Annotated in this window: 16 protein-coding genes; 3 read left to right on the top strand and 13 right to left on the bottom strand. The window is 72.8% G+C overall.

The window, feature by feature from the left end; all coding sequences use genetic code 11:
- Window positions 1–73: 73 nt before the first annotated feature.
- The 11 genes from LP52_RS03030 to LP52_RS02980 all read right to left on the bottom strand — a co-directional run bounded on the left by LP52_RS03030 (window position 74) and on the right by LP52_RS02980 (window position 12,133).
- On the bottom strand, window positions 74–1,345 hold the full coding sequence (locus LP52_RS03030) for a thymidine phosphorylase (protein WP_040270593.1): 1,272 nt from the start codon (window positions 1,343–1,345) through the stop codon (window positions 74–76).
- A 246-nt stretch (window positions 1,346–1,591) separates the two neighbouring features.
- Entirely contained in the window at window positions 1,592–2,017 is a 426-nt protein-coding gene (locus LP52_RS03025) for a cytidine deaminase (RefSeq protein WP_040270591.1), read from the bottom strand.
- A gap of 260 nt (window positions 2,018–2,277) precedes the next feature.
- Complete coding sequence (locus LP52_RS03020) at window positions 2,278–3,753, bottom strand: ABC transporter permease (protein ID WP_040270588.1); 1,476 nt, start codon at window positions 3,751–3,753, stop codon at window positions 2,278–2,280.
- Window positions 3,750–5,186, bottom strand: coding sequence for an ABC transporter permease (locus tag LP52_RS03015; protein ID WP_040270586.1), 1,437 nt, complete (start codon window positions 5,184–5,186; stop codon window positions 3,750–3,752). Before LP52_RS03015 ends, LP52_RS03020 begins: the two co-directional genes overlap by 4 nt.
- A complete protein-coding gene (locus LP52_RS03010) occupies window positions 5,183–6,757 on the bottom strand; it encodes an ABC transporter ATP-binding protein (RefSeq protein WP_040270585.1) in 1,575 nt (524 codons plus the stop codon). Before LP52_RS03010 ends, LP52_RS03015 begins: the two co-directional genes overlap by 4 nt.
- Window positions 6,758–6,945: 188 nt before the next feature.
- Window positions 6,946–8,016 carry a BMP family lipoprotein gene (locus LP52_RS03005; RefSeq protein WP_052809364.1) on the bottom strand — a complete coding sequence of 357 codons (1,071 nt, stop codon included), beginning with the start codon at window positions 8,014–8,016 and terminating at the stop codon, window positions 6,946–6,948.
- Window positions 8,017–8,299: 283 nt separating this feature from the next.
- Window positions 8,300–9,046: an alpha/beta fold hydrolase gene (locus LP52_RS03000; RefSeq protein WP_040270584.1), complete on the bottom strand. Its 747-nt coding sequence runs from the start codon at window positions 9,044–9,046 to the stop codon at window positions 8,300–8,302.
- A gap of 88 nt (window positions 9,047–9,134) precedes the next feature.
- Complete coding sequence (locus LP52_RS02995; RefSeq protein WP_040270583.1) at window positions 9,135–9,470, bottom strand: biotin/lipoyl-containing protein; 336 nt, start codon at window positions 9,468–9,470, stop codon at window positions 9,135–9,137.
- Between the two features lie 14 nt (window positions 9,471–9,484).
- On the bottom strand, window positions 9,485–10,450 hold the full coding sequence (locus LP52_RS02990) for an alpha-ketoacid dehydrogenase subunit beta (protein ID WP_394298176.1): 966 nt from the start codon (window positions 10,448–10,450) through the stop codon (window positions 9,485–9,487).
- Window positions 10,451–10,506: 56 nt separating this feature from the next.
- Window positions 10,507–11,538 (bottom strand): thiamine pyrophosphate-dependent dehydrogenase E1 component subunit alpha, encoded by a 1,032-nt coding sequence (locus LP52_RS02985; RefSeq protein ID WP_052809363.1) that lies wholly within the window; start codon window positions 11,536–11,538, stop codon window positions 10,507–10,509.
- A 235-nt stretch (window positions 11,539–11,773) separates the two neighbouring features.
- Window positions 11,774–12,133: a hypothetical protein gene (locus LP52_RS02980; RefSeq protein ID WP_040270578.1), complete on the bottom strand. Its 360-nt coding sequence runs from the start codon at window positions 12,131–12,133 to the stop codon at window positions 11,774–11,776.
- Between the two features lie 200 nt (window positions 12,134–12,333).
- Here LP52_RS02980 and LP52_RS02975 point away from each other — a divergent pair, with 200 nt between their 5' ends.
- Window positions 12,334–12,915: an Lrp/AsnC family transcriptional regulator gene (locus tag LP52_RS02975; RefSeq protein WP_238580706.1), complete on the top strand. Its 582-nt coding sequence runs from the start codon at window positions 12,334–12,336 to the stop codon at window positions 12,913–12,915.
- A 130-nt stretch (window positions 12,916–13,045) separates the two neighbouring features.
- Here LP52_RS02975 and LP52_RS28655 read toward each other — a convergent pair whose 3' ends face one another.
- A complete protein-coding gene (locus LP52_RS28655) occupies window positions 13,046–14,059 on the bottom strand; it encodes a pectate lyase family protein (protein ID WP_040270577.1) in 1,014 nt (337 codons plus the stop codon).
- A 616-nt stretch (window positions 14,060–14,675) separates the two neighbouring features.
- On the bottom strand, window positions 14,676–16,655 hold the full coding sequence (locus LP52_RS02965) for an acyl-CoA dehydrogenase family protein (RefSeq protein ID WP_040270575.1): 1,980 nt from the start codon (window positions 16,653–16,655) through the stop codon (window positions 14,676–14,678).
- A 305-nt stretch (window positions 16,656–16,960) separates the two neighbouring features.
- Between LP52_RS02965 and LP52_RS02960 the strand changes: the two genes are divergently transcribed.
- The gene (locus tag LP52_RS02960) at window positions 16,961–17,455 is read left to right on the top strand and encodes a hypothetical protein (RefSeq protein WP_052809362.1); all 495 of its coding nucleotides are present in this window, start codon (window positions 16,961–16,963) and stop codon (window positions 17,453–17,455) included.
- Window positions 17,456–17,609: 154 nt separating this feature from the next.
- On the top strand, window positions 17,610–18,815 hold the full coding sequence (egtA, locus tag LP52_RS02955; RefSeq protein WP_040270573.1) for an ergothioneine biosynthesis glutamate--cysteine ligase EgtA: 1,206 nt from the start codon (window positions 17,610–17,612) through the stop codon (window positions 18,813–18,815).
- Window positions 18,816–18,863 lie beyond the last annotated feature (48 nt).

The raw sequence follows: 18,863 nt of genomic DNA, 5'->3' as shown, positions 1-18,863 counted from the left end.
GCCCGCAGAGGCCTCCGGACGGACCCGTCGGACACACCCGGGAGGGAACCGCGGCTCCCCGGAGGCGGCGGCGTCACCCGATCCGGTCGATCACCAGGGGCAGCCGGTCCTCGGGGCCGTCGATCGCGAAGGCGTGGGCGAGGACCTCGGCTGCGTGTTCGAGGCGGGCGGGGTCGTCGGTGTGCAGGGTGAACAGCGGGCGGCCGGCGCGGATCTCCTCGCCCGGCGCGGCGTGCAGTTCGATCCCGGCGCCCGCAGAGACCGGGTCCTCCTTGCGTGCCCGGCCCGCGCCCAGTCGCCACGCGGCCACGCCCACCGCGTAGGCGTCCAGACGTGTCAGCGTCCCGGTCGCCGGGGCGAGGATGTCGCGCTGTTCGGCGGCGACAGGCGGAGGGGCGTCGGGATCGCCGCCCTGGGCGGCGATCATCCGCCGCCACGAGTCCATGGCCGAGCCGTCGCGCAGCGCCTCGGCGGGGTCGCGCGCGTCCTGCAGGCCGGCGGCCCGCAGCATCTCCCGCCCCAACTCCACGGTCAGTTCCACGACGTCGGAGGGCCCGCCCCCGGAGAGCACCTCCACGGCCTCGGCGACCTCCAGGGCGTTGCCCACGCGGCGGCCCAGGGGGGTGTCCATCGCGGTGAGCAGCGCGCGGGTGCGCACGCCGTGGTCGGTGCCGATGGCCACCATCGTCTCGGCGAGCTCCCGCGCCGAGGCGATGTCCTTCATGAACGCGCCCGAACCGACCTTGACGTCCAGCACCAGCGACGCTGTGCCCTCGGCGAGCTTCTTGGACATGATCGACGCGGCGATCAGCGGGATCGACTCCACGGTTCCGGTCACGTCGCGCAGCGCGTAGAGCTTGCGGTCGGCGGGCGCCAGGCCCGACCCCGCCGCGCAGACGACTCCCCCCACGTCGCCGAGTTGGCGGCGCATCCCCTCCGGCGTGAGGTCGGCGCGCCAGCCCGGGATCGACTCCAGCTTGTCCAGGGTGCCGCCGGTGTGGCCGAGCCCGCGCCCCGACAGCTGCGGCACCGCCGCGCCGCAGGCGGCGACCGCCGGCGTCAGCGGCAGGGTGATCTTGTCGCCGACACCGCCGGTGGAGTGCTTGTCGGTGGTGGGCCGGTCGAGCCCGGTGAAGTCGAGCCGCTCGCCGGAATCCAGCATCGCCCGGGTCCACGCGCTGGTCTCGGCGCGCGTCATGCCCCGCCACACGATGGCCATGCTCAGCGCCGCCATCTGCTCCTCGGCCACCGCGCCGCGGGTGTAGGCGTCGACCACCCATCCGATCTGCTCGTCGGTGAGCTCGCCGCCGTCACGCTTGGCGATGATGACGTCGATGGCCTCCATGGGTCCTCCCGTGGGCAGTGGTCGTGGTCTGCGTGCGCCGCCGGTCCGCGGCCCCGCGGCGCCGAAAGCTCCCCCGGGCCCGCCGCGGCGATGACGGAAACCGGAGCCCCGCAGCAGTGGGGCCATCATCGCCCTGCGCGGGTACGGCGGTCCAGGCTCTCGGTCAAGAGGCGTGGGCCGGGTGCCCGCCGGGCGTCCGCGGCCGGGGGTGCGCCGCCCCAGCCGCGTGGTCAGAGCCGCGCCGGCTCACCGCCCCAGGTCGTCGGGTCCGAACGCCTGCGGAAGCAGTTCGCCCAGCGGCAGCACACCGCGCGGGGTGTCCACCAGCAGGTCGCCCCCGCCGTGCTCGTAGAGGAGTTGGCGGCACCGCCCGCAGGGCATCAGGGGCGCTTGGGTGCGGCCCACGCAGGCGAAGGCGCGCAGCCGCCCGCCTCCGGTGGCGTGCAGGGCCGAGACCAGACCGCACTCGGCGCACAATCCCAGCCCGTAGGAGGCGTTCTCGACGTTGCAGCCGGAGACCGTCCGGCCGTCGTCCACCAGCGCGGCCGCCCCTACCGGGAAACCCGAATAGGGCGCGTAAGCGCGCTCCCGCGCCTGCGCCGCCGCCTCGCGCAACCCGGACCAGTCGATCGGGGCGGGCTCGTACCCGCCGCCGGGCGCGGACACCGCCATCGTGCCACCTCTGCTCTCGCTGTGCCGTGCGAACGGACCGCCGTCGGCGCCGCCCGTCCGATCGCGGCCGCCGCCGGGGGCGGCCGCTGCCTGGCCCTCGTGCTACCGCCGTCCGTGGCAGCGTCGCGCGGAGCGGCGGTCGGCGAAGATCCGGGCGCAGTCCGACCGGCGGGGCCGCCGGGGCAGGCGCCGGGCCCGCGTATCGCAGGCCACGAGGCGCGTGCCGCCGATCCACCCGCGCGCGGCCGGGCACTCGCCGCTCACGCGCGCCCCTTGCGCCACTGGCGGCCCACGTTCGCCGGCGGGCGCAGGCGCTGGGAGGCCAGCGCCAGCACCAGCAGGGTCGCGATATGCGGGCTGTAGGTGACCAGCTGCCCCGGAAGAGAGTCGGTGGCGAAGTACCACACCAGCACGACGACGCCCGCGGCCGCCGCGGCGAGCGCCGGCACCGGCAGGCTCCCGGCCGCCGCGGGCCGTGCGCGCACCGCCCGCACCGCCGCGACCGCGCCGACGGCCACACCCAGCGCCGCGACGGCCCACCACCACACGGCGCCGCCCGTGACGGCCACCGCGCCGCCGACGGCCGCGATCGCGGTGCCCGCGGCGAACACGCCGCCCACGGTCGCCACGCTGGCGAAGTCGGCGGTGCCGCGCAAGCGCCGCGCCGCCATCGCCAGCCTGGCCACAGCACCCACCAGCAGCGCCAGCGCGATCAGCAGCAGCAGCGCGTGGACCGCGCCACCGCCGCCGCGCACCTGCAGCGCGTCGGTGAACCCGAACAGTCCGGCACCCATCGCCAGCCCGCCCGGCCGCCAGTTGCCGAAGATCATCGCGGCCAGGCCGATGTAGCCGCGTCCGCCGGTCTGCCCCTCCTGGTACACCGACGAGGCCACCATCGCGAGGAACACCCCGCCCATCCCGGCGAACCCGCCGGAGAACACCACCGCGGTGAACTTGTAGGCGTAAACCGGCACGCCCAGCGACTCGGCGGCGTCGGGGTTCTCCCCGCACGAGCGCAGCCGGAGCCCGAACGGGGTGTGCCACAGCACCGCGAACGTCAGCGGCGCAAGCAGGATCGCCAGCAGCGTCATCACCGACATGCCCGTGGTCAGCCCGGTGATCAGGGAGGCGGTGTCGGCGAGCAGGAACACGCCCGAATCGCGCACCGGCGCCAGCATCTGGGCCACGAACGGCAGCCCGACCTGCGGGAACTCCGGCAGCTGCGGCGACTGGGCGGCGCCGCCGCCGGGAGTGTCGACGAAGAACAGCAGCGACAGGTAGCGCATCGCGCCTACCGCAAGGATGTTGATCGCCACGCCCGAGACGATGTGGTCCACGCCGAAGGTGACCGTGGCCACCGCGTGGATGAGCCCGCCGGCCATGCCGCCCAGGACCCCGGCGACCAGCCCCGCCCACGGGTTGTCGAAGGTGAAGGCGAAGTAGGCGCCGAACCAGGTGCCCAGCACCATCATGCCTTCGAGGCCGATGTTGATGATCCCGGCGCGTTCGGCCCACACACCGCCCAGGCCCGCCAGCCCGATCGGCACGGCGAACGCGAGCGTCGCCTGGATGGTGCCGGGGCTGGTCAGCATCGGCTGGCCGGTGATGGCCCGCACCCCCGCCAGCGCCACGAACGCCGCGAGGGCGATGCTGACGAAGCGCCACCGCGACCGGGTGCCGCGCCGGGCCCCGGTCGGGGGCGGGGGCGCGTCGGTGACCGTCAGATCCTGGCTCATGACGCCGCCGCCTCCTCACGCTCGCCGCGGGCCAGCTCCCGGCCGACCTGCTGCTGCTGGTAGCGCAGACCCCAGCGGTGCACGACCTCGTACACCACGACCACGGTCAGCACGATGGTGGCCTGGGTGACCACGGCGATCTCCTTGGGGATGCCCTCGAAGTCCAGGATCTGGCTGGACTGGTCCAAAAACGCCCAGAACAGCGCGGCGAACGCGATCCCTACCGGGTGGTTGCGCCCCAGCAGCGCGATCGCGATGCCGGTGAATCCGAGGCCGGTGGGGAAGTCCAGCGCGTAGTAATGCGACTGGCCGAGCAGCTGGGGCATTCCCACCAGGCCGGCGACCATCCCGGAGATGACCATCGAAAGCAGCACCATGCGCTTGATGTCGATGCCGCTGGCCCGTGCCGCCGTGGGCGACTGGCCGGTGGCGCGCAGGTCGAAGCCGAACCGGGTGCGGTTGAGCATGAGCCAGTAGCCCACACCCACCGCGGCCGCCAGGAAGACCAGCCCGAAGATGTCGCGGTCGGCGCCCATGAACCCGGCGGGGATGCCCGGCACCTGCCCCGACGCCGGGATCTCGGGGGTACCGATGTTGTTGGTGCTGATCTGCACCGCCAGCCGGTCGGTGTTGAGCAGGTAGGCGGTGATCCCCGTGGCCACCGAGTTCAGCATGATCGTGGAGATCACTTCGGAGACGCCGCGGGCCACCTTCAGATAGCCCGCGATGCCCGCCCAGAAGCCGCCGACGGCCACCGCCACCATGACGATGACGATCTGGTGGACGACCGGCGGCATCACCCAGGCGCCGCCCACGGCTGCGGCCAGCAGCGCCGCCAGCCGGTACTGGCCGTCCACGCCGATGTTGAACAGCTTCATCTTGAAGCCGATCGCCACCGCCACCGCGGACAGGTAGAAGGTGGTGCCGGAGTTGACCATGATGACCAGGCTGTCGGGCTGCAGCCCGAACTCCAGCATCCTGCTGAACGCGTGGAAGGGCGCCACGCCGCTGATCTGCAGCACCAGCGCCGTGACCGCCAGCGCCAGCACGCCGGCCGCGACCACGGCGCCGAAGGACAGCGCCAGCGTGGTCGACAGCCGCCGGTACAGCCAGAAAGCCGCCACCGAGCCGATGAGCGCGCCCAGCGGGTAGGCCACCGGCTCGATCAGCCACCAGTCGAGGATCCCGCCTGCCAGCAGGCCCGCGACCACCGACAGCACCAGCGCGATCGGCGCCACCAGCAGCCGGTGCATCCGCGTCTCGGCGTCGTCGGTCGTGGGCCGGGTCGTCGGCACCACCAGGGCGAAGGCCGCCGCCACACCCAGAGCCGCCGCCGCGGGCGCGAGCAGGCCCAAATCAGCGGCGGCGGTGACACCCGCGCCGAGCACGGCGGCCGCACCGGCCGCCGCCGGCGGGGGAAGGGGGATTCTCATTCGCCGTCCTCGCCTTCACTGCCGCCGCTGCCGGCTCCCTCGTCCAGGCCGGCGCCGGTCATCGCGGCGCCCAGTTCCTCGGGGGTCACCGTCATCGGGTCGGCCCGCGCCACCAGCCGACCGCGCAGGATGACGTGCAGCGTGTCGGACATGCCGATCAGCTCGTCCAGGTCCGCCGAGACCAGCAGCACCGCGAGCCCGTCGCTTCGCGCCCGCCGCAGATGGTCCCAGATGGCCGCCTGGGCGCCCACGTCCACACCTCGGGTGGGGTGGGCCGCCACCAGTACCTTGGGCCGCCCGCTCATTTCGCGCCCCACGATCAGCTTCTGCTGGTTGCCGCCGCTGAGCGCCTCGGCGATGACTTCGATGCCGGGGGTGCGCACGTCGTAGTCGGCCACGATCCGCTCGGTGTCGGCGCGCGCGCCGGCGCAGTCGATCCAGATGCCGCGGGAGTTGGGCCGCTCGCCCTGGTGGCCGAGGATGCGGTTCTCCCACAGCGGGGATTCCAGCAGCATGCCGTGGCGGGTCCGGTCCTCGGGGATGTAGCCGACCCCCGCCTCGCGGATCGCCAGCGTGCCCCAGCCGGTGATGTCGCCGCCGTTCAGCCGCACGCTTCCGGCCTCGACCGACCGCATGCCCATGACGGCCTCGATCAGCTCCGACTGGCCGTTGCCCTCGACGCCCGCGATGCCCACGATCTCGCCCTCGCGGATATCCAGGGACACGTCGTCGACGACCCGCCGGCCGCCGGGATCGCTCACCCGCAGTCCGCCGATCTCCAGCATCGGGCGATCGGTGACCGTGGACTCGCGCAGCTCGGGCACGGGCAGCTCGCCGCCGACCATGAGGGTGGCCAGTTCGCGGGCGCTGGTGCGGCTCGGGTCGACGGTGGCCACCGTGGTGCCGCGACGGATGACGGTGATGGTGTCGGCGACCGAGAGCACCTCGTCGAGCTTGTGGGAGATGAAGATGACGGTCAGGCCCTCGCGCTTGAGCTCGCGCAGGTTGTCGAACAGCTCGTCGACCTCCTGGGGCACCAGGACCGCGGTGGGCTCGTCCAGGATGACGATGTCGGCGCCGCGGTAGAGCACCTTGAGGATCTCCACGCGCTGGCGCTGGCCCACGCCCAGCTCCTCCATCAGCCGGTCGGGCTCCACGCCCAGCCCGTACTGGTCGGACAGGGCCGCGATGCGCGCACGCGCGGCGTGGCCGATGCCCCCGCGGCGCTCGGCCCCCAGCACCACGTTCTCCAGCACGGTCAGGTTGTCGGCGAGCATGAAGTGCTGGTGCACCATGCCGATGCCGTGCTTGATGGCGTCGGAGGGCGAACCGAGCCGTACGACTCCGCCTTTGACGGCGATCGTGCCCTCGTCCGGCCGGTGCATGCCGTAGAGGGTCTTCATCAGAGTGGACTTGCCGGCGCCGTTCTCACCCACGATGGCGTGGACCGTCCCGGCGTCCACGGAGATGTCGATGTCGTGGTTGGCCACGACCCCCGGGAACCTCTTGGTTATCCCGCGCAGCTCGACGGCGGGAGGTGCCTCCCCGCCGCCGGACGGTGCGCTGCTCATCCGACTCCTAGTTGGCGTAAATCAGGCCGCCGACGGCCGTTGCGCGCGAAGGCGCGGCCGCCGGCGGCGGAGCTGGGGGAGGGCGGACCGCGTCACCGGGGCCCGGGCGCTCTCCCGGGCCCCGGTGACGGACGCTCTGCGGTCGGGCGGACCCGACAACGCGGGGACCACCTTAGGGCCTATGAGCCTCAGGGCTCGCTCGGGACCTCGATCTCGCCGTCGATGATCTGCTGCTTGAGCTCGTCGAGGCGGTCCTCGATGTCGGAGATCGCCTCCTCGTTGGACTTGGCGTAGCCGACGCCGCCGCTTTCGAGGTCGAAGCGCTGAATGCCCGACTGCGCCTCGCCGTCCTGCACCGACTTCACGTACTCGAACACCGCGGTGTCCACACGCTTGACCGCCGAGGTGACGACGTACTGCTTCTGGTCCTCCGGCGCGGTCTTGTACTGGTCGCTGTCGACGCCGATGAACATCTTCTCGGCGCCGGCCACGGCCTCCAGCACGCCGTTGCCCGAGGCGCCCGCCGCGTGGTAAATGACGTCGGCGCCCTTGTCCAGCTGGCCCTGGGCGGTGCTGCGGCCCGTCGCAGGGTCGGAGAAGCCGCTCATGTCCGGCGGCTGGGTGAGGTAGGCGGTCTCGATCTCGACGTCGGGGTTGATCTTCTCCGCCCCGGCCACGTACCCGGCCTCGAACTTGTGGATCAGCGGGGTCTCGACACCGCCGACGAAGCCGATGTGGTCCTCCTCGGTCTTCAGCGCGGCCGCCGCGCCGACCAGGTAGGAGGCCTCCTCCTCGGTGAAGACCAGGCTGGTGACGTTCTCCAGATCGGTGATCTCGGAGTCGACGATGGCGAAGTCGACGTCGGAGTAGGCCTCCTCGCCGGCCACGTTGATCATCGGCTGGGTGTAGGCGAAGCCCACCCCGATGACCACGTCGAAGCCCTGGTCGGCCATGTTCTTGAGACGTTCTTCCTTGTCGACGTCCGACTCGCCCTCGCTGGGCTCGAAGTCCTGGACGTTCTCGGAGCTGATACCCAGCTCCTCCTGGACCTGCTGAAGGCCCCGATAGGCCGAGTCGTTGAACGACTTGTCGCCCCGTCCGCCGACGTCGTAGGCGAGGCCGACGCGGATCTCGTCGTCGCCTCCGCCTCCGCCGTCGCCCTCGGCGCCACCGCCTTCGGGATTGTCACAGGCCGTCAAGGCCAGGGCCAGCACGCCTGCCGCTGTGGCGGCGGCGAGCTTGGCGGCTCGCTTGTTCACTCTTCACTCCCCTTCAGCCCTGAAGCGGCCCACGCTTGTGGGGGACCGCCGGGTTCTGCTGCCGGACGATATACGTTCCGTGAAATGTCACCAATCACCGGGGAACGGTTGTTATGAAGGCGAGAGCCAAGCGAAACGGACGTTACCGGTTCGCTTGTCCGCTGTGGCTCCCGCCACTGTCTCAGCAGGTCGGCAGCTGGTGCGCAAGGGCAATTCTCGCCCAACTCGCGCGTCCCCGCCCGGTGGCGGAGGGTGACGGGCGCGTCGTTGCGGTGCCCGCCTTTTACAACCGGGAAGGCGCACCCGCTTCGGCGGCGAGGAAATCCGCGGCGGCATTCTTGAGGCGCCGCGCCGCGACGGCCGTAGCGTGGTCGCGCCCCGGCGCCCGCAGCGCCGTCGCGCCCACGGCTTGGGCGAGGTCCTCCATGCCCTCGGCGAGCTCGTCGCGCTCGCCGGCCAGCAGCAGCGTCGGGATCCCCGCGGGCGCCGGCTCGACCGAGAACGGATGGGCGGCCTGCCCGCGCGCGCACGCCGCCAGCGCCTCGGGATCGCCCCCGGGCAGCGCGGCGGCGGTCCGATAGACCTGCCCGAACGGAGAGCCGTCGGCCTCCAGGTCGTCCAGGTCGGTGCCGGCGAACGCGTCGCGGGGCCCGAACCCGGCCAGCACCGCGCGGCGCACCCGCTGCGGCCGCTGCACGGCCAGCTCCCAGGCCAGCCGCGCGCCCAGCGAGTACCCCACGACGTCGGCGCACTCGATGTCCAGCGCGTCGAGCAGCGCCACCAGGTCGCCGACGAAGGCGCCGGGGGTGTAGGCCGCCGGATCGTGCGGCTTGCCGCTGCCTCCGTGCCCGCGCAGGTCGCAGCCGAAGACCGGCAGGTCGGCGAGCGCCCGCGTCCAGCCGGTGCGCTCCCAGTTCAGCTCGTAATCCGAACCGAACCCGTGCACCAGCAGCACCGGCACGCCCGCGGCGTCCGGTGCGGGAGGGGCGTAGCGCAGCGGCACCTCGGCCTGCAGCGTGTGTCGGGTCATGGGCGCTCCCATCGGGGTCGGACCGGGCGGCCGGCGCCGCGTGCGCCCGGCGCCCGGCGCACTCGGCTCGGTCGTGACGGCAACGGGATCACTCGTCTTCGGGCGGGGTCAGCCGCACGCGGCGGCGCTTCGGGGCCTCTTCCGCGGGGACCGTGCCCACGATCCCCGCGGCTTCCTCCTCGACCTCGAAGGTGACCAGCGGCGCCCCGACGGCCACCGCCTCTCCCTCCTCGGCGTGCAGTCGCGCGACCACGCCGGCATGCGGCGAGGGGATCTCCGCCGCCGATTTGGTCGTCTCGACCTCGACCAGCGGACCGTTGCGCTCGACGCGTTCGCCCGGGCGCACGAGCCACTCCAGCACGGTCGCCTCGACCAGGCCCTCGCCCAGGTCGGGAAGGTGGAACGTCGTCTCGTTCGTCGCCATCGCCGTGATTCCCCCTATTCGAAGGTCCGCTGCACCGCGAACAGGATGCGGTCGACCGTGGGCAGGTACTGCGGCTCCAGCGGACCCGCCGGGTAGACCACGTCGAAGCCGGCGACCCGCTGCACCGGCGCGGCCAGCCGCGAGAACGCCCCTTCGGTGATCAGCGCGCTCACCTCGCCGCCCAGCCCCGCTGTCAGCGGTGCCTCGTGCACCACCACCGCGCGCCGGGTGCGGCCCACCGATTCCGCCAGCCCCGCGGCGTCGATCGGTTTGAGCCAGCGCAGGTCCACCACCTCCAGCTCCACACCGTCCTCGGCGGCGGCCTCGGCCGCCTGCAGGCAGCGGTGAACCATCGCGCCCCAGGCCACCAGTGTGGCGTGGCGGCCGGGGCGTACCACGCGGCTGGTGCCCACCGCGGCGTCCTCGACCGGGCCCGCGCCGGCGGGGGAGGGGCTGCGGTCCCAGTAGCGCGCCTTGGGCTCCAGGAACACCACTGGGTCGTCACAGCGCACCGACTGCAGCAGCAGGCGGTAGGCGTCGGGGGCGTCGGAGGGCGCGGCGACCTTCAGGCCGGGCACGTGGGCGAAGACCGCCTCCAGGCTCTCGCCGTGGTGTTCGGGCGCCTGGATGCCCCCGAAGCTGGGGATCCGCACGGTGACCGGCATGGGGGCGGCGCCGCGCGAGCGGTAGTTCATCCGCGCGATCTGGTTGACGATCTGGTCCATGGCGGGATAGGCGAAGCCGTCGAACTGCAGCTCGGGCACGGGGCGCCAGCCGTTCATCGCCAGTCCCACGGACATCCCCGCGATCGCGGCCTCGGCCAGCGGGGTGTCGAAGACGCGGTGCTCGCCGTGGCGCCGCTGCAGGCCCTCGGTCACGCGGAAGACGCCGCCGAGCCGGCCGACGTCCTCGCCGAAGACCAGGGTCGCCGGGTCCTCGGCCAGCGCTTCGTCCAGCGCCCGGTTCAGCGCCTCGCGCATCGTGGCCGGAACAGCGGGCGCCGAGGCGGCACCGGGCGTGTCCGTCGCGGTCGGGCTCATGCGACCTCCTCCTGCCAGACGCGGCGCTGGCGGGCCAGCTCCTCGGTGGGTTCGCGGTAGACGTGGGCGAACAGGTCCGAACCCGGCGGCTCGGGGGCGGCGCTGACCGTGTCGCGGATGCGCTCGGCCTCGGCGCGGCACTCGGCCTCGGCCTGCTCGAAGAACGCGGCGTCGGCGTGCCCGGCCGCCTCCAGCGCGGCGCGCGCACGGGGCAGGGGATCGCGTTCGGCCCAGGCGCGCTCCTCGTCCGGGTCGCGGTAGCGGGAGGTGTCGTCGGAAGTGGAGTGCGGTGCTGCCCGGTAGGTCAGCGCTTCGACCAGGCTGGGACCGTCGCCGGAGCGGGCGCGCTCCAGCGCTTCGCGCACGGCGGTGTAGACGGCGGCGACGTCGTCTCCGTCGACGGCGACGCCGGGCATGCCGTACCCGGCTGCGCGCGCGGCGACCGATCCGCCCGCGATCTGGCGCTCGTTGGGCACCGACAAGGCCCATTGATTGTTCTGGCACACGAACACCACCGGTGCGCCCATGACGCCGGCGAGGTTCATCGCCTCGTGCACGTCGCCCTCGGAACTGGCGCCGTCGCCGAAGTAGGACACCGCGCAGCCGCTGCGCCCGGCCAGCTTCTCGCCCAGCGCCCATCCCACGGCGTGCGGTACGGGGCCGCCGACCACGGCGTTGACGGGAGCGAAGCGTGCAGCCATGGGGTCGTAGAGGCCGCCGTGCCACAGTGCGCGGTGGCTGGCCATGTAGCCCGCCATGTCCACGCCCAGGGCCAGCGCGACGGCCATCTCGCGGTAGGTGGGGAAGGCGAAGTCGCGGCGGGCGTCCATGGCGGCCGCGCTGCCCACCTGGGCGGCCTCCTGGCCGCGCAGCGAGACGTAGGCGGGAAAGACGCCCTGGCGCTGCAGGGCCACGGCCTCGGTGTCCAGCAGCCGCGCGGTGAGCATCGTCCGGTACAGACGGCGCGCCGACTCGGCCGGCAGCGCGGGGTCGCCGTCCAACCGGGGGGCCTCCTCACGGGTGAGCATGTGCGGCGCCTTCCTGGTGCGGTGGCGGGGCGGGTGCCCCGGTGATGATCTTGACACCCCTGATTGTGCGCCGAACATCGACACTTGCGCTAGATTGTCGCGGAAAATGCATACAGAAGCGGACGAATATGGTCATTTGGTCCGCGTTTGTCTAACTGTGCATGGCGCACGCCGGTGCCACCGAGACATGCTGCGAAGGCGGGTCCCGCCGCCGGTCAGGGGCGGCCGGTGCGTGCTACAGGTCGGGCAGCGGGTCGGGCGGGAGCGAAGCCGCGCCCTCCAGTTCGGCGTCGCAGGCGTTGATCACCGAGACGTACTCCTCGTCGACCTCGAAAGTGCTGCCGCCCAGGTGGAAGGTGGGGATGAGGTGGGTGTCGACGGGGCCGATCCGCACGTTGCGGGGGAAGACGCGCCAGATGCGCTTGGGCCGCGTACGGCTCCAGAGCCGGTTGACCAGTACGGTGACCGTCGCGTCGGTCACCGCGACCACGAAGAAGCTCGATTCGTTCCACGACGCGGGGAAGATGTAGCGGATGCGGGCTCCGGCCGGCAGGAAGCCCCGAGCTCGCTCGCGGACCTCGGGCGAGATGGGCATGGCGCCTCCTAGCGGTCAGAGCACGCGTACACCGCGCGTCCTGCCACCATGGTAAGCGCGCCGCCTTCGGCGGCCGAGTACCGAATCCGCGGCCCGGGTGGCCAAACCGCACCCGCGGTCTCGATAATTGCCCGGAAACGACCGCATGCCGATGGTCGCCCGCCCGGCCGTCGCTCGAGGCGAGACCCCAGGAGTTGGGAATGGCCGACGGCCAGCAGTGGCAGGAGAGCGGGCGTGCCCACAACGCCGCGGAATCCGAACGCACGGGGCCCCTGCGGCCCTCCTCGGCGGGCTCGGACGGCGAGCGCTCCCGACGGCGCGGAGGGCGGCTGCCCGACGCCACCGACGAGATCATCATCGGTGCCCTCGCCGACGACGCCCGCACCGGCATCACCGAGATCGCGAGCATGGCCAACGTGTCGCGCGCGACCGCCTACAACCGCATCAAGCGGCTCACCGACGACGGCGTCATCCGCGGCTATTCGGTGGTGGCCGACCACGCCAAGATGGGCCTGGGCGTCACGGCGCTGGTGCTGATCTCGGGAAGCCAGCCCGACTGGCGGGCCAACCGCGAGGTGCTCTCCTCCTACCCCGAGGTCGAATACTGCTGGTACGTGGTGGGCTCGGCCGACATCGTGCTCCTGGTGCGCGTGGCCGACACCGATCAGCTGCGCGATCTGATCCTCACCCGGCTGCAGGCGCTGCCGGGCGTCACCTCGACCCAGACGCTCACCGTCATCGACGAGGTGGTCCACCGCCCGGTGGTGCGGCCCGCGGAGTGAGCGGGCCTGCACCCCGCCGACCGCACGCGACCGCGCCCGCCGGAGGCTCCGGCGGGCGCGGCGCTGCGCACCTTCGGTAAGCGCTTACCCCGAGAGTGCCGTGGGGGAGCACTCTCCAGCGGGCGAGGTGCTACAGGTTTCCGGGTCCGGCGCCGTCGGTGACGATGGCGGGGATGTCCTGGGCCGGATCGGGATTGTAGGAGTAGGGCACGTCGGCGACGCTGCCGGCGGTCTCGGGCTGGCCGGAGTTGTCGTAGACGTTGCCGGAGGCCTCCAGGCGGCCGTCGTCGGAGGAGCCGTAGCCCACCTCGGTGGGGGTCTGGACGTTTTCGAAGTAGTTGTCCTCGACCAGGACTCCGGCGTCCATGGTGGAGGCCACGCCGTACTCCTCGTTGTCGCGGTAGTAGTTGTTGTAGACGTGGACGGTCTCGCCGAAGCGCACGCGGGGGTGGCGGGTGTCGGAGCCGTCGAAGAAGTTGTGGTGGTAGCTCACCCGCAGGTGGCCCTCGTCGGCGGTGTGGCCGTCGGAGTGGCCCAGCAGCATGGACTTGTCGTGGTCGAAGACGTGGTTCCAGGAGACGGTGACGTAGTCGGATTCGCGTTTGATGTCCACGGCGCCGTCGTAGCCGCCGGTGAAGCTGTTGTGGTCGATCCACACGTTGGTGGAGCCGTCTTGGACGTTGATCGCGTCGTCGCCCCAGTCGGCGAAGGCGATGTTCTGCACGATGACGTTGTGGGCCTCGTCGATGTCGAGGCCGCCGCCGGTGATTTCGGCGCCGGGGGCGCCGATGACGGTCTTGTTGGAGGCGACGTCGTTCATGCCGTCCAGGTCGATGCTGCCCTGGATCTCGACCACGGCGGGGCCGTCGGCGGAGATGGCCTCGACCAGGGCTTGGGCGCTGGAGACGGTGACGGTGTCGCCGCCGGCGCCGCCGGTGGTGCCGCCGTTCTCCGACGCCCATCCCTCCGGCGAGCCCGCGGCCTGCGCGGTCTCGGCGACGGTGGCGGCCTCGGTGCCGGTCTCGCCGGCCGTCGCCAGGGTGCCGGCGATCAGCGCGGCCCCGGCGCACAGCGCGACGAAGCCGCCGGTGTAGGCGAGGAACCGCGTGCGGGTGGAACGACGGTTCTTCCTGGTGCTGTTCATGCTTCGGGTCTCCTAGCGGGGAGAGGTAAACGCCCGATGGTTCGGGCCGGACACGGCGGTTCCGCGGTCGGAACCGCCCTCAGGTGACCCCGGGCACGGTGTCCCCAGGGGGCCGCCGGGCGCCGCGAACGGCCGACGGGCCGGAACTCCGTCGTCACGGAGATCTGGGAAGCGCTTTCCAGTGCTCGGTAAAGTACGGGACGGTAACGGCGGTGTCAACGGCGTGTCATCGGCCGGCAACGCAATGATCACGTCCTCGGTGCGTACGGGCACCGCAGGAGCCGGATCCGCCTTCTGCGGCGGCCGTTCCGGGCCGGGGCCGAACCGCCGCGCCCGAGCCGCGCCACCCGACGGGCGGTGCGGGCGCACGATGGCACCGGCCCCTCATGAGCGGACTGCCGCATAGGCGGATGGAGGGCGGCGCGGTCGCGGGCGGAGGCCGGGCACGACCACGATTCCTGGGGCGGGGCGCCCACCGGTGGAACGACAACCGGCGGACGCCGCGAGGCGCGCGCCGGTAGCCGCGCGGCTGTGGGAAGACCCGGCCCCCGGGGCGGACGCCGAAAAGAGGAGGACGCCCCCACGCCCTACCGGCTCCCGCTCCGGGTCGGGGAACTCAGCCCTGCGCGGCGGCGGTGCGCTCGCGCTGCTCGCGCTGGCGGCGCTCCTCCTCGCCCAGCGCGATGGGCGCCGCCAGCCACTCGTCGGGGAACCCGAACGCGTCGACCAGCGCCCCGGCGTGCGGACGCAGCCGCGCGCACAGCCGGTCGACCTGCTGGGTGACCGTCTTGGCGCGGGTGGCGGTCAGCCGCTCGTGCTCCAGGAACCAGGCGCGGTCCTCCTCGACGGCCGAGAGCACGAACAGGTCGCACACCGTGTCCAGCAGCTCTCGGGTGCGCTCGTCGGAGCAGCGGTCGATCGCGGCGACGAAGGCCTCCAGCACCACGCGCTCCATGTGCGCCCGCGCGGCCGACAGCACATGGTCCTGGGCCTCGTTGAAGACGTCCCAGGCCTGCGGGTCCGACGAGGACCCGGCCCGGCGCAGCCGCCGCGCGAGACCGTCGAGGACGTGCTTCTCGCGGTCCTCCAGCAGGCGCAGCTGCCACCCTCGGTTGTACAGGTCGGACTCGTCGTCGCGACCGGGCGCGGCGTTGACCAGCCGCTCGATCAGCGAGCGGGCGGCGGTGCGCTCGATGACCGCACCCAGGAACTGTCCGGCGGCGAAACGCGCCACGCCCAGCGGATCCAGCTCGCCGAACTCCTGGCGGTAGTCGGTCAGCAGCCCCTTGGCCACCAGCTGCAGCAGCACCGTGTTGTCGCCCTCGAAGGTGGTGAAGACGTCGGTGTCGGCCTTGAGCTGGGGAAGCCGGTTCTCCTCCAGATAGCCCGCGCCGCCGCAGGCCTCCCTGCAGGTCTGGATGGTGCGGGTGGCGTGCCAGGTCGACAGCGCCTTGATCCCGGCGGCGCGCGCCTCCAGTTCGCGCTGGCCGCGCTCGTCGCGGGCGGCGTCGCCGCTGTGGCGCTCGTGCAGGGTGGAGACCAGTTCCTCTTGGGCGAAGTGCAGAGCGTAGGTGCGCGCCAGCGCCGGCAGCAGCCGCCGCTGATGGGCCCGGTAGTCCAGCAGCACGACCTCCTCGCCGGTGTCGGGCCTGTCGAACTGGCGGCGGACGTCGCCGTACTTGACCGCGATCGCCAGCGCCGCCTTGGTCGCGCTGCCGGCGCCGCCCGCGACGCTGATGCGGCCGCGCACCAGGGTGCCGAGCATGGTGAAGAAGCGGCGGTTGTCGCTGTCGATGGGGCTGGAGTAGGTGCCGTCGGGGGCGACGTCGCCGTAGCGGTTCAGCAGGGCCTCGCGGGGCACCCGCACCGAGTCGAACCACAGCCGGCCGTTGTCCACTCCGTTGAGCCCGGCCTTGGGACCGCAGTCGGCGATGCGCACGCCGGGCATCGGCGCGCCGTCCTCGTCGCGGATGGGCACCAGCAGCGCGTGCACTCCGTGGCTCACACCCTCGGTGATCAGCTGGGCGAAGACGACGGCCATGCGCCCGTCGCGGGCGGCGTTGCCGATGTAGTCCTTGCGGGCGGCGTCGTCGGGCGTGGTGACGACGAACTCCTCGGTGGCCGGATCGTACTCGGCCGTGGTGCGCAGGCCCTGCACGTCGGAACCGTGGCCGGTCTCGGTCATGGCGAAGCAGCCCGGCAGCTCCATCGACATCACCCGCGGCAGGTATGCGGCGTGGTGGCGGTCGGTGCCCAGCGCCTGGATCGCCCCGCCGAACAGCCCCCACTGCACGCCGACCTTGACCATCAGGGACAGGTCGCACACCAGCATCTCGAAGGCGACCACCGAGCCGCCGACGTCGTCCTTGCCGCCGTAGTCGGCGGAGAACCCGTAGCTGGACATCTCGCTGCCGGCGATCGCGGTGATCTGGTCCAGCACGCGCTCGCGGTGCTCCTGCACGCCCAGCCCCGCCACGGGGCGGAACCGCTCGCCGCGCAAGTGCTCGCGCGCGAGCTCGCGGATGCGGTGCCAGCGCCCGTCCAGCAGTGAGCGCAGCTCCGCGGGGTAACCGGTGCTGTCGTCGGCGTGGGTCATCGTTCCCCCTTCTGCGGCCGGGCCGGGGCCTGGCGCGTCCCTCGGGCCTCGCACCGTCGTACCACGTAGGGCCGCCGCCCGCGCGGGTGGACGCACCGCCGCACGGCGACCGATTGCAGCGAAGATACGGCGAGATGTCGTAGAACCCGCTTCCCGCGGGAAAGGTACGAACCACGCGGAATTCATCCGTTTTCGTCTGAGGAGGCGGGAGACCCTCCCTCCCGAGCCGGGCGGGAGCGGATGACCGGTGAAAACACGATGCGCCGGCGCCCTTCGCCCGGTGCGGTGGGCAGAGGGGTTGTGCGATGGAGACCCAGCAGCGTCCGGACGTGGCACAGGCCGACGCCTCCCACATCGAGGCGATCGTCGAACTCGTCGACCAGCGGCGCCGCGACTACCGGCGCCACGCCCCCGGCTTCTGGGATCCCGCCCCCGACGCCCGCGAACGCCACCGCGCCCGCGTCAGCGGGATCGTCGCCGACCGCAGGAGCGGACTGGTCCTGGTGGCATCACGCGGGCCGGAGCTGGCCGGATGCCTGCTGTCGGTGCTGGGCCCGGCCGCCGACATCTACGCACCCGGCGGCAAGCTCGCCTACATCGACGACTTCTGGGTCGCCGACCCCGCCGACTGGTGGGACACAGGCGCCGCGCTGCTGGAGGAGGCCCGCCCCCGGCTCAGCGCGCTGGGCGCCGCGCGCATCGTCGTCGAGGCGGGCGGCCACGACTCGCCCAAGCAGGCCTTCCTGTGGCGCTCGGGCCTGGCGCTGGCCTCCGAGTGCTACCAGGCGCCGCTGGGCTGACCCCCCGGACCACCCGCCGTCCGCTCCGGCGCCGCGCACCCTTCACCCGGGCTTCGCGCCGTCTCCTCCCGGAGATGTCGCCAGCCCGGCAATGTTGTAAAGCGGCGTGCCGGGGGCAGGGATAGTGCTGCGTCTCAGAGACGGAGGATGCGCCTTGGACTACATCACCGCGAACGACGTGCAGAACTACATCCACGGCATCTGCTTCAAAACAGGCCCGCCCGGACGCGTCGGAGCCGAGACCGAATGGCTCGTCCGCGACCCGCTGCGTCCTCGCGAACCCGTCCCACTGGCCCGGCTGTCGTCACTGGTCGACGAGATCGGACCGCTTCCCGGAAACAGCGCAGTCACCTTCGAACCCGGAGGGCAGCTGGAGCTCAGCTCGCCGCCCCTCCGCGGCCCCGGGGCCGCTCACACCGCCCTGGCGCGCGACCTCACTCTGATCCGCACCCGGCTGCACGCCGCCGGCCTCGTCCTCGACGGAAACGGCCTGGACCCGCGGCGGCCGCCCATCCGCCAGCTCACCCTCCCGCGCTACGCCGCGATGGAGGACTACTTCCACTCCGCCGGATGCGCCACCGGCCCGCTGATGATGTGCAGCACCGCATCACTGCAGGTGTGCCTGGACATCGGCGCCGACGCCCACGACGCCGCGCACCGCTGGCGACTGGCCAACCGGCTGGGACCGCTGTTCGTCGCCGCCTTCGCCAACTCGCCCATCCACCGCGGCCGCAGTACCGGGTGGCGCTCCACCCGCTGGGCCATCTGGGACGCCATCGATCCCACCCGTACCAGCCCCGTCGCCTCCGGCGACCCCGTGGCCGCCTGGACCGGCTACGCCATGCGCGCACGGATCATGTCCATCCGCGACGACGCCGGGCCCTGGGTGGTCGACCCCGGCATCGCCTTCGGCGAGTGGCTGGCCCAGCGCCGGCCCCGCCCGCCCACACGCGACGACCTCGTCTACCACCTGAGCACGCTGTTCCCGCCGGTGCGGCCGCGGGGATGGCTGGAACTGCGGATGATCGACGCGCTGCCCGCGCGCTGGTGGCCGGTGCCCATCGCCGTGGCCGCAGCGCTGCTGGACGACCCGGCGGCCGCCCGGACCGCGGCTGAAGCCGTCGACCGGCTCGGCCGCGGCGCCGACCCCGACCACGGGCTGTGGCGGCGGGCCGCCCGCGCCGCGCTGACCGATCCCGCGCTGGCCGAATGCGCCCGCACCTGCTTCACCGCCGCTGCCGAGGCGCTGCGGCGCATGGACGCCCCAGACCTGGTCGGCGTCGTCGACGAGTACCGCGAGCAGTTCGTCGAGCGCGGGCGCTGCCCCGCCGACCTGCAGCGCCTGGACATGGCCGCCTGAACCGCCCTTCGAACACCGCCGCGGGCCCGCCCGCGCCGCGCGTCCTGT

Source organism: Streptomonospora alba (assembly GCF_000826685.1).
Lineage (GTDB): Bacteria > Actinomycetota > Actinomycetes > Streptosporangiales > Streptosporangiaceae > Streptomonospora > Streptomonospora alba.
The sequence above is the reverse complement of the archived record's forward strand: the minus strand, read 5'-3'. Positions and strand labels throughout refer to the sequence as shown.